This is a genomic window from Planctomycetaceae bacterium, from assembly GCA_041398785.1.
In the GTDB taxonomy this organism is placed as follows: Bacteria; Planctomycetota; Planctomycetia; order Planctomycetales; family Planctomycetaceae; genus JAWKUA01.
In genome coordinates, this window is sequence record JAWKUA010000018.1 from 157,819 (window position 1) to 172,510 (window position 14,692).

Consider the following 14,692-nt stretch of genomic DNA (forward strand, 5'->3'; position numbering starts at 1 on the left):
ACGCAGGCATCAATTTCGCCGGCCACCTGTGCAGCACGACGATCGCAGAACAGTTCCGTGTAAAGCTGCCAGGAACGCCAGGTTCGTTCGTGAGCGCCACCGCTGCCTCATCCGCCACCATGGCGTCAGAATCTGCCCGGCAATCAGGAACTCACCTTCGTCCAGTGAAAACAGTTCGTGATGAGCCAGCTCGTGTGCCAACAGTGCGGCAAGTTCGTCGTCGGCCAGCGTTTCCTGGATCGGACCGTAGAACACGATGTGTACTTCATCAGGCAGAAATGCCAGCGACGCATTCAGCCCCGACGCATGCTGAGACTGGTAGAGCGTGACCGGCATCGCGGCGGACATCCTGTCGGCAACACGATCGACCGCTGCATACAGCTCCGGCGAAGAATCGCGGTCGATGCGATAAGCGGATTTCAGAAGTTCGAGGCGAACCGATTCAGCAGCCTCCGACACAACTTTGTTCGAAGAGAACCAGTCCCACAGTTCCGCTTCCTCGTTCTTCAGGTATTCCAGCAGCGCACGGTGCCAGGCCATTGGACGGATTGCGGTTCCGGCCCCATCTGACTCCGTTCGGCATTCCACAGACTCATCGCTCATGATCGACAAATGTTATCGCCCGCTTCACGATGCGGAAATGCATCCGCAGGCGTTGACGCGACGCGGGAACTGGATCGACGACTGTGACGTTGACCGGGGATCACGCTACACCACGTCGAATGGCTGCCTTGCCGCGAGTTTCGTGACACACGGATCAGCGAGTCAGCCGGATGCCGGTATCGGGCAGCGATCGCCCGTCATCAGCTTCGAGAACGCCGTTATCGTCTTTCTGATTTTCGCCTACGCTGTAGATTACCAGTTCATCACCCCTCCACCGAAACTGAAGAGTTGCATCGCTGAAGGGATCTATGAGCAACTCTGCCTGATCCGAAGGAAAGAGTTCCGGTGTGAGGTCGGTGATCGACTCCGGCAGGGTACCGTTCTTCTGTCGATACCGTTCGGCGGCGATCGCGATGATCGTGCAGCGCTGGCGAGCGGTCGCTCGCGCTGCAGCCGCAGCAGCCGCACGCGCCGCCGGCATGAACATCAGAACTCCCATCAACTTCATGCGCGAAAACTGGCCCGATGCGCGGTCCTGAATCGCTTCGTCGATGGTCTGCATTTCAGCAATTAGCTCGGTCCACGGTCGATCGTATGCGTCGGTCGCCTGCCGGAACCATTGCAGCGCCTCACGATAATTCGAGCTTTGAAACGGAAAGCCACTCTGAGCAATCGCGGTCAGCGCCATGGCTCGCTCACCCTGCATGGCCATCCGCATTTCCCGTTTGAAGTCGGCCCGACCGATTGCCCGCTGAAGCGCGGTGAGTTGCTGGTCGTTCCACTGACAGCGATGAATCAGCTTCTCCGCAGCTTTGCAGCCGATCGCGTGGATCGCGATACGTACGAGTTGGGAAATCTGCGTCGGTTCCGCTCGCAGAGAATCCGACAGAGCGAACAGCCCCAGCAGATCTTCGAACGCCCGACTGTCGTTATCGTCATGAGCACTGACAAGCGCGTCCAGATGCAGCAATCTTGCAACCTGTCGTGCTTCCTGTGTGTACGTGAGAATTGCACCGATTCCAGGAGTGAAGTCGACCGGGTAACGGGCGACTCCGCCTGCCGCTGCCGCCGTGCGGATGGAGTTCAGTTCTGATTCCAGTGATGCCAGCAGGTCGCGGGATGAACTCAACTGTTCCCATTCTTGTCCGGGAGGCGGAACGGGCTTTTCACTGAGGCCGATGATCGGAAGGTCTTTTGCAATCCGCTCCAGATTCGCGGCACTCACGCCGTCGATAGCTTCAACCCACAGTTTCGTGGTGTCGATTTCTCCATCCGGAACGCGATAGAAGTCGTTCACTTCGGACGCCGCTGTCGGCAGCCCCTGTCTTCGCAGTTCTTCAAGCTGGCGATTGACCGCTGATACCTGCGAATACCAGACCCCGATCAGCGAGCCGACGCACACCAGAATGCAGAGGGCCGGAACGCGAAAGGCTGTCCTCCGATAGAACGGCCGGTGGGCGTTGTCGCGCGGCATGGTGGTTTCCTATGAGATTTCCGCACGCCGTGAATACAGCACATCGCGCGGTGACCGCCCGCTTCCAATCGATGAGTCCGGGGCAGCAGGCCGCGCCTATGAAAAAACAAACCTCGGCTGCTGACCGATATCGCTGAAAGTTGTCTCGCCGATGAAGATACAGCCGGCGTTGGAGTGCTTCGCCTGTTGTTCCGGCGGCATATGTTCGACGGCGGTCGTGAGCAAGAGCATGACAGTGCCGCCGATTCGCACCAGTTGCGGACACGTCACTCGCGGTGAACCCGGACAGGTCCAGACGGCTTCCAGCTTGCCGCTTTGCAGGCCATATTGCCGAGCTGCGCCGGCGGACGGATCTCCCGGATCGTAAAGCGCCACGATCAGACTATTGCCGTCCGGTGTGATGACCATGCCGTCGGGAAAGACGTCTTCACTGGTCAGATCCACGATCACATGCGGTTCGCCGACGGTGCCGTTTGTCACGTCCAGATCGCAGCGGGTAATCGTTTTCGAAGGCGAATCGATGTCGACCAACTGCAGGCCGCCGTTCACTTTGATGACGGCTTTTCCGTTCGAACAGATCTGATCGCTGCGAAGCTGCACAAGTTTTCGGTCGCCGCCGCGCCAAAGGTACAGACCGGCCTTCTTCGTTTTGAATTCCAGTTCCTTGCAGCCGAAAATCAGGCAGTCTTCGAAGACGACACCGTCGTTGATGATCGTGTTGTCGACGCCGCGGTCGATGTCGCCGGCAAATTCCGTCCAGGAATTGGTCGCCGTGTCGAAAAGTCCCAGCGAACGTTCGACGCCGCACACAAACACGCCGGGCCGGTTTGTCGGAAACGCGAAGCCCGGCCGGCCGGGTAGCAGGTATGACTGATTGTTTCCCGTCAATGTATTCAGAATGTTGATGGAACCGACGGTTGAATCGGCACCGTGCTGGATTCCCACCCAGCTGACGTTGTGTCATCAACCGAGTATGGCCCTTCGGGAAGAAATCGCAGGGCATCGTTTTCCGGGCGGAAAAAGGACCGTGCATTCGGTGGCTGGCATGGCGTCACTTTGTTGTGAAGGATTCGGTCGCCGTTCGGTCTGATGGCGGCGTCAAGCAGTTCGGGAGTCAGATTGTTAAGAGCGATCTGGGCGGCTTTCTGTTCGGCTTCCTTCTTGCTGCGACCCACCGCCGGTTCAAAGCGCGTTCCCGGCGACTTCGGCGGCGACCAGAAATTCGCGAGCATGATCCGGGCCGCGCTGGTCGACCATAACGTAGTTCGGCGTGACGTTTCCGACACGCTGAGTTTCCTCCTGCAGCAGACTTTTGTAGTTCTCCGCTTCACCGGCACTGCAGTTTCGGAGTTCCGGTGCGTACGCCCACAGGATGAAACGTCGCGCGGCATCCAGTCCGCCGTCGAGATAGATCCCGGCGATGAGTGCTTCCGTCGTCGCTGCTTTGACGGAATCCGGAATTCGTCGAAGGCCGCGACCCACAAAGATCAGTTCCTGCAGTTGCAGCCGATCGGCCACGGCCGCACACGTCGAACGGCTGACCAGATGCGACTTCTGCTGAGTCAACTGCCCTTCCCGGCGATCGGGGAATTCCTGAAACAGGTGCTCGCAAATGACAATGCCCAAAACGGAATCGCCGAGGAATTCAAGCCGCTCATTGCAGTCAAGGCGAGTCGCCGCGCAGGAACTGTGAGTCAGACAGCGGCGCAGCAGTTTCCGGTCCTGAAAGCGGTAGTCAATGCGTTCCTGACAGGCCAGCAAAGCCGCTTCGACCTGGGACAGGTCACGGTCCGCACCGGAAGCCCATTCAATGGATTCAGTCACGGTTGCTTACAACATCGCAATTGGTGTGAAGAAGGCACCGTGATGCATGCGCGAACAGTGCAGGACAAAACGGCACATCAGGTCGTCCCATCGAACGTCATCTTCGCCCCGGTCCGTGCACTCCAGCCACAGTCTCGCCCGATCGCCGCGATGGCAACCGTCACTGCGTCAAAACACTGCCGCTGCAATACACTGCCGGTCGCGGAAGAAACGCCGTTCCGCTCAGGACTCCGCTACTATACTCGCTGGCCACCCTGCTGGCACGCTCGAACGCGCCGATCGCACCGACATGCGTTTTCGCCGGCGTCCACCTGACTCATTGGCTCGTTCCAGGGCATGACTCGTTCCAGGCCTCCATCCCTGAAACGAGAGGACGTTCTTGAGCGAAGGATAGAGCGACGACTTTTGCAGCCCTGCAGTCTGGTCGGGAATAGCGGGCTGCGTCGTTTTCCGGCGGAATTCGCCGGTCGCGGCTGGCATATTGACACCGCGGAAGCTGACGGATACCGCTCGGCCCGGCGAAAGCACGGTTCATATTGCCTCGTTGACGGAGGAATGAGATCATTCGCCGCCTTTCTGAGGCTGCCGGTCGGGCGGAACGGAAATCGCCCCCCGGAGCCCAGGTTCTGCTGGTCTACGACATGGAAGTCGACATGCAGCGTCAACGAACGAAATCCCGTCTTTCGCGCGACATCGCCACCGCCCGCTTTGGTCTGTTTCGGAGAATCGGAAGTGTGCGGACGGCCGTTCCGCTGTGCAGTGCCGTGCTGGCGACGCTGGCCATTATTCTGGTGCAGGTCGCGGGGTGCAAAACAGCGCCGGTCACTCAGCGAAAGCAACTGCTGCTGATGTCCGAATCCGAAGAGAACAAGATGGGGCTGACGGCGTACGAGGATGTTCTGAAATCCGAACCGCTGTCGAAGAATGAGCAGCAGATTGCGATGGTCCGTCGAGTCGGTGGACGGATTGCCGCTGCCGCAAACCGTCCCGACTTCGACTGGGAATTCAATGTCATCGAATCGGATACTCAGAATGCCTTCTGCCTGCCCGGTGGAAAGGTAGCCGTCTACACCGGAATCCTGCCCGTTTGTGAAAGCGAAGCGGGCCTGGCCGTCGTGATGTCTCACGAGGTCGCTCACGCCATTGCGCGGCACGGCGGAGAACGGATGACTCATCAGACCGTTCAAAACGGCGTGAAGACCGGCGTCGGATATCTAATGCGAAACCAGGAAGAGAAGAAGCAGCAGATCGTACTGACTGCCTATGGAGCCGCTTCGGAATACGGTGCGATTCTGCCGTACAGTCGCAAGCACGAACTGGAGGCGGATCACATCGGAATCATGCTGATGGCCAAAGCCGGCTACGATCCGTCCGAAGCGCCAAGGTTCTGGGAACGATTCTCACAGACGAAGTCCGGTGCGTCGCCGATGGAATTCCTGTCGACGCATCCGTCGGATGAACGGCGCTCCATCGCCCTTCGGGAACTGCTTCCGCAGGCCATGAAGCACTACGAAACGGCAAGCTCGAAGTTTGGCATGGGCGAGTCCGTCCCGTAGTCGAACAGCAGGTGCCGTCGAACGACGTTTTCAGTCGAACAGGTGGCTGACGGATTCGTTCCGGTGAACTCGGCGAATCGCCTCACCCAGCAGCGGGGCGACACTGACTGTGGTCAGATTTCGGATCCGAGGATCGGAGGCGATGCGGCAGGTGTTAGTGACGACAATGCCGTCGATGTCGGATGCGTTGAGACGTTCGATCGCAGGTCCGCAAAAAACGCCGTGCGTCGCCCCGACGTAAACGCGGCGCGCTCCGTGACCACGCACGACCTCGACTGCGCCGCAAATGGATCCGGCGGTCGTAATCATGTCGTCGAAGATCAAAGCGGTCTTGCCCGTAATCGGACCGCCGATCAGATTGGCCTGACGGGTTTCCAGCGCGTTGGCTCGCCGTTTGTCGACAATGGCCAGCGATCCGCAGAGATGTTCCTGGTGCTGCAAACTGCGCTTGATGCTGCCTTCGTCCGGACTGACGATGACCAGTTCTTCCTGAGGAATCTTCAGAGACTCAAAATGCCTGTCCAGAATCGGCGCTGCGTACAGGTGGTCGACGGGCACATCAAAGAACCCCTGAATCTGTGCCGCATGCAGGTCCATTGTCAGCACCCGGTGGGCTCCGGCTTCCACGATCAGATTGGCCACCAGCTTTGACGTGATCGGAACGCGGCCCGAGTCCTTTCGATCCTGGCGAGCGTAGCCGAAGTACGGGATGACGGCTGTGATGCGAGCCGCGCTGGCTCGACGACACGCGTCGATCATGATCAGAAGTTCCATCAGCGACTCGTTCACCGGAGGCGACGTCGACTGCACCAGGAACAGGTCTGAACCGCGAATGTTCTGGTTGAGTTTAACGCTGATTTCTCCGTCGGGAAAATTCCCCGCATCCACGTGCCCCAGCGCGACGCCCAGGTATTCGGCGATATCGTTGGCCAGTTGCGGGTTAGCGCGACCGCTGAGAATCGTCAGGCGTTCATACATGTCGGATGGTTGCTCGCGATCTGTCAGGCGTGATTCGGTGAATGCAGCTGTGCGTTCGACGTTTGGAAGGGAGAACCTGTTGCCGAACCGCGTGTGCCAAAGGGTGTCTGATGTGGCAGCGGGCCGGCCGGGGCCTGATGCCCTGGTCAACGTCCGTGCTGACAAAGCACAAGCCCTTCCGACTGCCGCGCGCTCTCCGTTGCGGCGGTCAGGCGGTCCATCGAAACCAAGCGGACGAAGTCCCCCGGAGGGAATCGTGTTGCACCAGGAGCCGATTCCCGGAATCGTGACGTACCGAGCCTCAGTCGTCAATCCGCGTAGTCCACGCGAACTGGATAAATTCAGTCGTCTGTGAACATGGAGCGACGAGCCGTATTGCACAGATGAATTGGGGTGGCGGTGATGTGGCCCCGGAATACCCAGCTCACGTCGCACACGCCATCTTTCCCGCGTTCGCGAAACTCACCCGAATACCGATATCTTGTCACATCCCCGTCGCGCTCCACTTCTTCGAAACGGACGTCGTGTGAAAGCAGGTTCATCGCGGCGAACTTGATGTCCTGGGAATGTTCGTCGCCGGGGACAGCGGGAAAATTCACGTTCCAGAACTCTCCCGGCGGCAGCAGATGGGGAGCTTTAACGAGCTGTTCGACGACTCGCGTTACGTGACGACTCAGGTTCTCCCAATTGACGTCGTTTCCCAGCTGCAGATAACGCGAAAGTGCAATGGCGGGAACTCCCAGGATGGCGGCCTCCCGAGCGGCCGCGGCGGTGCCGGAGTAGAACAGGTCGACTCCCAGATTCGCGCCAGTGTTGATTCCGGCGACAACAAAGTCCGGCGGTTCGGCCAGCAGGCCGCGCAGGCCGATTCGCACACAATCTGCTGGCGACGAATTCACGATGTGTGTCGGACCGAACGGCGCGACAACTCGGTGTTCGACTTCCAGCAGGCTTTTCGTGTTGACGGCATGCCCCTTCGCGCTGTGGCAAACGGAAGGAGCCACAACTGTGACGTCACCCAGCGGCTTCAGAGCGCAATACAGCGCGGCGAGACCGGGTGCGTCAAAGCCGTCGTCGTTGGTAATCAGAAAGTTCATAAGTCCGTTTCAAGAAGTTCCTGGGAATGATTTCGGGCGGGTGTCGCCTGGACCGCAGGAAATTGTTGTCGCGGTCGCTTCGCGCATTCCTGCCTGTCGCCGTGCAAAAGGAATCCGGTACAGAATCTCATTCGGTGACGAAAGCGACGACCTGCGGAAGTTTATACTGGCCGCGGCGAACGCTGATACTTTTCGCACTTCTTCATGCCGCGAGCCAGAATACCTCAATTTGCCCCGCTCGGGGTATAGTCCGTCGCCGCAGACTTCGCTCCAAACCGCATCACAAGTTTTCGAACGACAAGCGGGAACAGGCCGAGCACAATGAACGCGGCGGCCAGCTTCGGGGTTAGGATTCCCTGCAATCCGTGAGCCGCCAGAGTCTCCAGGTCGGGAACGCTGGAGCCGGCCCAGACGTAGACCGCGGTCCCCGGCAGCATGCCGACCTGGCTGACCCACCAAAACGTTTTCAGCGGCAGTCTGGTCAGTCCCATGACGACATTGATGACGAAGAACGGCACGGCCGGAATCAGTCGCAGGGTGAACAGATAGAAGGCTCCTTCCGTTTCCAGACGTTTGTTGAACGTCTGCAGTCGCGAAGCGAACCGCTTCTGGATGGCGTCGCCGAGAATGTAGCGGCTGAGCAGGAATGCGACGCTGGCTCCGGTTGTGGATGCGAAACTGACGAGCACCAGCGCCGGCACGAAACCGAAGAACCACGCATATGCCAGGCTAAGCACGGCGGCTCCCGGAAGGGAAAGCCCTGTCACTGTGACATAGATGACGAATGCCAGGCCGAAAACCAGCACGGCGTTGTTTTGCTGAAAAACGCGCAGTTCGGATTCCCGGCCGGCGAGTTTCTGCAGCGTCAGCGAGTCTCCAAATGCCGCGTAGACACCGAAGGCAGCGCCGGCGACCGCCAGCAGCAGCAGAATCCGGGTCGCGGGGAAGCCTGTTCCCGCGGTGGGTGAACCGCCTGTTGCTTCACTTTCCGGATCATTCATCGCCGGCTCGCTCATCGCGGGATCTGCCTGAGAAGAGATATCGGGCTCACGAAGATGAATCGTATCTTTGCAAATTCCGGCGATTCATGCTGAGACTGACTGGCCGCGGCAAAACGAATTCGATGTCAGCGCCCGGTTTCGAAGACAATTTCGCCGGATGTCCGCATCAACATATCGTAGTGAAAGAAGGGCGACGTCGTCCGACAGTCCGGTGAGCGGACTTTCGTCTGCCGCCGTCCGGACGTCCACTTTCGTTAAACGGTCTGCCGTTGTGGGGAGTTTGGCGATGAGCTACCTGACAGATAATCCGTGGCCGCTGATCATTGTGCTGACCGGGGCCGCCGTCATTTCACTGTTTATTGCTCCGGGGCGTGGCAAGCCGATTGCGTTGATGTGTCTCGCGGGAGCGGTTCTGGTCTGGTTTGTGGAAGGCGCGATCACGTCGCCTGCGGAACTCATCGAAGCTCAGGCCGGTGGAATTCTGGAAGGCTTCAAGTCTCGCGACCTGGACGCAATTTCGGCGCGAATTTCCGATGACAGCCCCGAACTTGTGGAAACGGCCCGGCAGGGACTGGAACTGGTCGACCTGCAGTCCGATTTCGAAATCCGCAACGTGGAAGTTACGTCGCTGGATGACACTTCCGCCACGGTGAAAATTCGGGCAAACGGAACGGGAAAACTGCGCGGCGGCGGCTATTCGCAGCGAGTCCCGACGTACTGGTCGACGGATTGGAAGAAGCAGAACGGCGAGTGGCAGCTTTCCGGGGTCCGGCGGCTGGACGTTGTGACCGGAAAGGAAATGGGCACGTTCGACCGGAATTGAAGCCCGGGCTGAGTGACGGCTGCCGACTGTTGCCGACACATGAACTGCGGTCGTCAATTCGCTTCGTTTACGTCACCGTTCAGCGCGCGGCGGACGGATTCCAGCAGGACTTCCATGGCGAACGGCTTTCGCAGGTAATCGACGACTCCCAGCATCTCCGCGTACGCCTTGTGACGGCTGCCTTCGTTGGCCGTCATCATGATGACTTTCGGCGGGTTTTCGAGTTCGGTCAGGAACTCCAGCACGGGGAATCCGCCCATGCGCGGCATCATCATGTCGGTAACCACGAGATCGGGGTTTTCGGATGTGATCAGCTTTCGGCCGATCTGTCCGTTGTTGGCTGTCAGAACGCGATACCCTGCTGACGAGAGCACGGTCTGCACGGTTGCGGAGATCTCGCGATCGTCGTCGATCACCAGAATGGTCTTGCTGGACAAGTTCTGCACCTTAAAAAAATGTCGTCGGTGATTTCAGCTCAGGATGTCGTGGATCACTTCGCCATGAACGTCGGTCAGGCGGAAATCGCGGCCGGCGTACCGAAACGTGAGTTGCTTGTGGTCCAGGCCCAGAGCGTGCAGCATGGTCGCATGCAGATCGTGGACGCTGGCGGGATTCTGTTCGGCCCGAAAACCAAATTCGTCAGTGGCTCCGTAGACCGTGCCGCCCTTGATGCCGCCTCCCGCCAGCCAGACGCTGAAGCCGTAGTGGTTGTGATCCCGACCCAGTTTCGGCGAACCGTCACCGCCGAGTTCGACGGTCGGAGTGCGGCCGAATTCTCCGCCGAATACGACCAGTGTTTCTTCCAGCATGCCGCGCTGTTTCAGATCGGTGAGCAGCGCGGAGATCGGCTGATCGATCTGAGCGGCCAGTTTGCGGTGGTTGCCTTCGATGTTTTCATGGTTATCCCAGGGCTGGCCGGCCCCGTGCCAGAGCTGGATGTATCGCACGCCGCGTTCGGCCAGTCGGCGAGCAATCAGCGTTTGCCGGCCGTGAACGTGGTCGCCGTACAGTTTGCGAATGTGTTCCGGTTCGCGGGCGACGTCGAAGGCTTCGCTGGCATCGGACTGCATGCGAAACGCCAGTTCATACGACTGAATCCTGGCTTCCAGCCGACGATCCAGCCGCTGTGATTCGTGCTGCCGGTTCCACTTCGCCAGCAGATCAAGCTGTCGCTTCTGATCGGGAGCGCTGATTTGTGGATGTTCGATGTTTTCAATCAGCCGACTGAGCTGCGTGTGCTGCGTGTCGATGTGAGTTCCCTGGAAGGCTCCCGGCAAGAATGCGGCCTGCCAGTTTTCCGAATCCTTGATCGGCAGTCCGCCCGGACACATGGCGATGAAGCCCGGCAGGTTTTGGTTTTCCGCTCCAAGTCCGTAAAGAATCCATGCTCCGGCGCTGGGGCGTGCCTGAACGGAATCGCCGCAGTTCATCAGCATCAGCGAAGGTTCGTGGTTCGGCACCTGAGCATACATTGACCGGATGACGGCGATGTCGTCGATGTGCTGAGCGGTCCGGGAAAAGATCTCACTGACTTCAATTCCTGAGTCACCGTACGGACGAAACTTGAACGGCGACGGAAACGCGGCTCCGGTTTTTCGTTCGGTGGCCAGAGTGTCACTCAGCCGCTGGCCGGCGAACTTTGCCAGAGCCGGCTTGTGGTCGAACGTATCAACGTGCGACGGGCCGCCGTTGAGAAAGAAATGAATGACGCGTTTGGCTTTCGCACGGAAATGCGGCCCGGCGGAATCGGCCATCCGATCATCGTCGGCAAGCACCGTGCCGAGCCCCAGAGCACCGAGGCCCAGTCCGGATCGCAGCAGGAGTTCACGTCGACTGACAGCCGCCTGCGTCAAGCGAACAGTTTTCATTGTCTAGTCCACAAACAGAAACTCGTTGGAACAGAACAACACCTGAGCCAACTGTTCGGCCGGACTCAGCCGCTGCGTGGTGTTGGTCGGAAAGTCGGCTTCAGAATCCCAGGCGGTGCCAGCGCCGGATTCGGATTCGGCGCCCGATGCAGCGGCGTCATCGCGAATCACCGTGTGCCAGAGGTATTGATCGTTGTTCAGCACAGCGTCGATGTCCACCACGAAATCAAGCGTATCGCCTTTCCTGACGTCCAGCTTTGCGGCACTCAGTTCGGCCGACGACTGATGAACCTTTGCCTGCGCGAGCAGGCCGGCTGTGGAACTGACGACGAACGCCCGGACGCCATCACCGGCCGCGGGTTCGTGAACGATTTTCGATTCGACGGAAACAGTCATGTCTCGCGGTGCCGTCCAGCGACGGATGGAAGCCGTGCCGCGATCATTTCCCGGATGGCCTCCCGCAGCCGACAACTGGACCCAGCCAAGATCGGGATCCGGCCATGCGGGGCCGCCCTGCCAGCTTTCGCCGGTGAAGTGCGGAAGCGGCTGAAAACCGCTGACGCTGTTGCCGGCTTCGTCGAAGCTGCCGTAGCCGTAGGACCAATCGGCCACCGTCGCTCGCGGAGCCTGAGAATCAGATTCCGGACCAGAGATCATGGCGACGGCGTCACGCAGTTCGTCGGTCGTCGGCCGGCGCTGCAGGACTCGCTGAAACATGGCGGTCACGATGTCCGGCGCGGTTTCGCCGTCCGAGCACGATTCCGCCAGGCTGCGGGAGCGCTGCAGCACCAGCGGATCGTTCATGAAAAATAGTGCCTGCTGCGGAACGGTCGTCTCGGCTCGCTGAGGAACGTGCAGGTCCGGATTCGCGAAGTCGAAGACTCTCAAAATGGACGGCAGAAACTGTCGATCCACGAGTCCGTACAGTGTTCGGCGAAGATTGCCCGCGTTGTTGAACAGCTCCTGCGGCTTTCCTCCCTGAGTCAGTTCCAGCTCGCTGCTCGCCAGCAGCATCGAATCGCGGAATTCTTCAAACGTCAGCCGGCGGGAGTTCATTCGCCACAGCAGGCGGTTGTCCGGATCCGATTCAAGCGACTTCGCAAGCTGTTCGGCATTCGGAGGTCCGACCGATGACTGCCGGAACGCTGCCGACGTGACGATCAACCGATGCAGAGACTTCAGACTCCAGCCTTCCGAAATGAACCGATCGGTCAACCAGTCCAGCAGTTCGGGGTGCGACGGAGTTTCGGACCGCAGACCGAAGTCGCTGGGAGTCCGAACCAGCCCCTGACCGAAGTGATGCGCCCAGATTCGATTGACAATGACGCGCGCCGTAAGCGGATTCGACGGAGAAATGATCTTCTGCGCCAGTTCGAAACGTCCGCTGCCGGAACGAAATGGCTGACGCTGTTCCGGCGACAGCACCGTCAGAAATCGGCGGGGCACGTCGTCGCCCTTGTTGACGGGATTGCCACGCAGAAAGATTCTGGGTTCGGCGGGGATCGGTCGATCCGTCAGAATCAACGCGTATTCCGGCGGAGTTGCTGACTGGATCAGCCAGCGATCCAGTTCGCCCTGAAGTTGCCACAGCGCCGTGCAGGCCGCCGTCGTGAACAGGTTTTCGGTGTGAACAATCGGTTCATCCGGAACTTCACAGGGAGCGGCCTGGCCGTAGAGCACGCGCCGCAGTTGCTCCGCGGCCGCATCCGGCAGAGTTGCGGGAGCCACCCGGCCGGCGTCAGTTTCGGCGGCGACATAATCCGCCCACCGTGCGTCGACATCGCCAAGCAGCGCCGCATAACGATCAATCACCTCAGAAAACTGCGCGGTCGGAGTTTCGAAGGCCGCAGCGACCATCGGGTTCAATTCCGACGGATCCAGGCGGGCGAGCTCCCGGACAACGTCCGCCGCCTGAGACTCGAACTGGTCGTCCGGCAAATCGCGGAACCGGTGCCACGGAACCCAGACCGGATCAGAACTTCGCCGGGCGTCTCGAAGGTAGTCTTCCCAGCGTCGGACGAACGCCGGCAGCAGGTCGGATTCCTGAAAGATCTGATCGAAACCGCTGGGCGGGTACTTGTGCAGTTCCGTTTGAGCGTGCAGGTAGTCTCGCACACGGCTGCGAGCACGGGCCGACGACTCACTTCGGCTGGCCGCCATTTTTTCAGCCAGTGCCTTTTGACGCTTGACGAGTTCGGCTTCGTATTCGTCGCCGTGATCCGCCGAATCCAGCCGCACGTACCGTTCCGCGGAACTGTCGAACACTCCGTAAAGCGAATAGTAGTCCGCCATCGGAATCGGATCGTACTTGTGGTCATGGCACCGCGCGCAACTGACAGTCAGCCCCAGTGTTCCGCGCGAAACGACGTCGATGCGGTCGTCGATGATGTCTCGATCGACACCCAGAAACCGCCTTCCCACCGTAAGAAAGCCCATCGCCGCCAGGTCACTTTGTCGTCTGTCTTTCGTCTGGTCAGCAGCGATCTGCAGCAGCAGGAACCGGTCGTACGGCATGTCTTCGTTCAGCGCATTCACGACCCAGTCGCGGTATTTCCATGCGTGGACCCAGAAGCGTTCTTCGCGGGCATAGACGTATCCCTTGGTGTCGGAATACCGGGCCACATCGAGCCAGTGACGAGCCCAGTGTTCTCCGTATTGCGGCGAAGCAAGCAACTGCTCGACAAAATCCTCGTACGACCTCGACGGCGTCGCACCCGCGAAGTCGGCGACGTCCTGCGGTGACGGAGGCAGCCCGGTCATTGAATACGACAGGCGGCGAATCAGCGTGCGCCGATCAGCTTCGTCGGAAGGTGTGAGTCCTGAATCTGCAAGCTTGCGCAGAACAAACGCATCGATCGGATTTCGGACGGTGGCCGATTCGTCGACCGGCGGAACTTCGGGGACGACGACCGGCTGAAAGGCCCAGTGTTCGGCGGCGGCGGATTCGGACGGCGGTCGCAGCGTCGGCACCGTTGCCGGCCACGGCAGACCCATCGCCACCCATTTCTTCAGAGACTCGATCTGCCGCGCGGACAGCGATTCGTCGGGCGGCATCGCCAGGTCACCGGACCGCGTCACAGCGGAGATCAGCAGACTCTGAACGCCGGCATCCGCGATGGCAGCGGGACCGGAATCGCCGCCTCGCAGAATGGCGTCTCTGGAATCCAGCCTCAGCGATCCGTTCTGTTCGCCGGCGCCGTGGCACGCGATGCAGTGAGTGACCAGGATCGGTCGGATTTCCGACTCGAAAAAATGTTCGCCGTCGTCAGCAGCCGGAGATGGCCAGCAGAACAGCGTGCAGGCAGCCAGAACAGAGACAAATTGCAGCAGCGTCGCGCTGTGGCAGGCGCGGCCTGAGGAATGCCAATTGATGCCGGATTTTCCCACCTGGCGTGACCTTCGTGACAGAACCCCTGCGAAATACCGGGACGCCGTTTCTGACGTCATTTCTACCCGGTTTGCACCGCG

General features: G+C 59.8%; 12 protein-coding genes. 2 read left to right on the plus strand and 10 right to left on the minus strand.

The window, feature by feature from the left end; genetic code table 11:
* Nucleotides 1-9: 9 nt before the first annotated feature.
* The 4 genes from R3C19_19960 to rnc all read right to left on the minus strand — a co-directional run bounded on the left by R3C19_19960 (nucleotide 10) and on the right by rnc (nucleotide 3,901).
* Nucleotides 10-540, minus strand: a complete 531-nt coding sequence (locus R3C19_19960) for a M48 family metalloprotease (protein ID MEZ6062625.1) — start codon at nucleotides 538-540, stop codon at nucleotides 10-12.
* A 217-nt stretch (nucleotides 541-757) separates the two neighbouring features.
* A complete protein-coding gene (locus R3C19_19965; protein MEZ6062626.1) occupies nucleotides 758-2,077 on the minus strand; it encodes a hypothetical protein in 1,320 nt (439 codons plus the stop codon).
* 96 nt (nucleotides 2,078-2,173) lie between these two features.
* Entirely contained in the window at nucleotides 2,174-3,022 is an 849-nt protein-coding gene (locus tag R3C19_19970; GenBank protein ID MEZ6062627.1) for an SMP-30/gluconolactonase/LRE family protein, read from the minus strand.
* A gap of 237 nt (nucleotides 3,023-3,259) precedes the next feature.
* Nucleotides 3,260-3,901 (minus strand): ribonuclease III, encoded by a 642-nt coding sequence (gene rnc, locus R3C19_19975; protein ID MEZ6062628.1) that lies wholly within the window; start codon nucleotides 3,899-3,901, stop codon nucleotides 3,260-3,262.
* 653 nt (nucleotides 3,902-4,554) lie between these two features.
* Here rnc and R3C19_19980 point away from each other — a divergent pair.
* Complete coding sequence (locus tag R3C19_19980) at nucleotides 4,555-5,457, plus strand: M48 family metallopeptidase (protein ID MEZ6062629.1); 903 nt, start codon at nucleotides 4,555-4,557, stop codon at nucleotides 5,455-5,457.
* Nucleotides 5,458-5,487: 30 nt separating this feature from the next.
* Here R3C19_19980 and R3C19_19985 read toward each other — a convergent pair whose 3' ends face one another.
* The 3 genes from R3C19_19985 to R3C19_19995 all read right to left on the minus strand — a co-directional run bounded on the left by R3C19_19985 (nucleotide 5,488) and on the right by R3C19_19995 (nucleotide 8,548).
* Nucleotides 5,488-6,435 carry a ribose-phosphate pyrophosphokinase gene (locus R3C19_19985; protein MEZ6062630.1) on the minus strand — a complete coding sequence of 316 codons (948 nt, stop codon included), beginning with the start codon at nucleotides 6,433-6,435 and terminating at the stop codon, nucleotides 5,488-5,490.
* 341 nt (nucleotides 6,436-6,776) lie between these two features.
* A complete protein-coding gene (gene surE / locus R3C19_19990) occupies nucleotides 6,777-7,532 on the minus strand; it encodes a 5'/3'-nucleotidase SurE (GenBank protein ID MEZ6062631.1) in 756 nt (251 codons plus the stop codon).
* Between the two features lie 224 nt (nucleotides 7,533-7,756).
* The gene (locus tag R3C19_19995; GenBank protein MEZ6062632.1) at nucleotides 7,757-8,548 is read right to left on the minus strand and encodes a TVP38/TMEM64 family protein; all 792 of its coding nucleotides are present in this window, start codon (nucleotides 8,546-8,548) and stop codon (nucleotides 7,757-7,759) included.
* Nucleotides 8,549-8,819: 271 nt separating this feature from the next.
* Between R3C19_19995 and R3C19_20000 the strand changes: the two genes are divergently transcribed.
* Entirely contained in the window at nucleotides 8,820-9,356 is a 537-nt protein-coding gene (locus R3C19_20000; GenBank protein ID MEZ6062633.1) for a nuclear transport factor 2 family protein, read from the plus strand.
* A gap of 53 nt (nucleotides 9,357-9,409) precedes the next feature.
* Here the strand turns inward: R3C19_20000 and R3C19_20005 are convergent, their stop codons facing one another.
* The 3 genes from R3C19_20005 to R3C19_20015 are packed head-to-tail and all read right to left on the minus strand — an operon-like array spanning nucleotide 9,410 to nucleotide 14,611.
* Nucleotides 9,410-9,793, minus strand: a complete 384-nt coding sequence (locus R3C19_20005; GenBank protein ID MEZ6062634.1) for a response regulator — start codon at nucleotides 9,791-9,793, stop codon at nucleotides 9,410-9,412.
* Nucleotides 9,794-9,826: 33 nt separating this feature from the next.
* On the minus strand, nucleotides 9,827-11,224 hold the full coding sequence (locus R3C19_20010; protein MEZ6062635.1) for a DUF1501 domain-containing protein: 1,398 nt from the start codon (nucleotides 11,222-11,224) through the stop codon (nucleotides 9,827-9,829).
* A gap of 3 nt (nucleotides 11,225-11,227) precedes the next feature.
* A complete protein-coding gene (locus tag R3C19_20015) occupies nucleotides 11,228-14,611 on the minus strand; it encodes a PSD1 and planctomycete cytochrome C domain-containing protein (GenBank protein ID MEZ6062636.1) in 3,384 nt (1,127 codons plus the stop codon).
* Between the last annotated feature and the right edge of the window lie 81 nt (nucleotides 14,612-14,692).

What these genes read in the sequence shown, in the direction of transcription:
- R3C19_19965 (MEZ6062626.1), bottom strand. Translation starts at nt 2,077, where the DNA reads ATGCCGCGCGACAACGCCCACCGGCCGTTCTATCGGAGGACAGCCTTT.
- R3C19_19995 (MEZ6062632.1), bottom strand. Translation starts at nt 8,548, where the DNA reads ATGAGCGAGCCGGCGATGAATGATCCGGAAAGTGAAGCAACAGGCGGT.
- R3C19_19985 (MEZ6062630.1), bottom strand. Translation starts at nt 6,435, where the DNA reads ATGTATGAACGCCTGACGATTCTCAGCGGTCGCGCTAACCCGCAACTG.
- R3C19_20000 (MEZ6062633.1), top strand. Translation starts at nt 8,820, where the DNA reads ATGAGCTACCTGACAGATAATCCGTGGCCGCTGATCATTGTGCTGACC.
- surE (MEZ6062631.1), bottom strand. Translation starts at nt 7,532, where the DNA reads ATGAACTTTCTGATTACCAACGACGACGGCTTTGACGCACCCGGTCTC.
- R3C19_19980 (MEZ6062629.1), top strand. Translation starts at nt 4,555, where the DNA reads ATGCAGCGTCAACGAACGAAATCCCGTCTTTCGCGCGACATCGCCACC.
- R3C19_20010 (MEZ6062635.1), bottom strand. Translation starts at nt 11,224, where the DNA reads ATGAAAACTGTTCGCTTGACGCAGGCGGCTGTCAGTCGACGTGAACTC.
- R3C19_19960 (MEZ6062625.1), bottom strand. Translation starts at nt 540, where the DNA reads ATGGCCTGGCACCGTGCGCTGCTGGAATACCTGAAGAACGAGGAAGCG.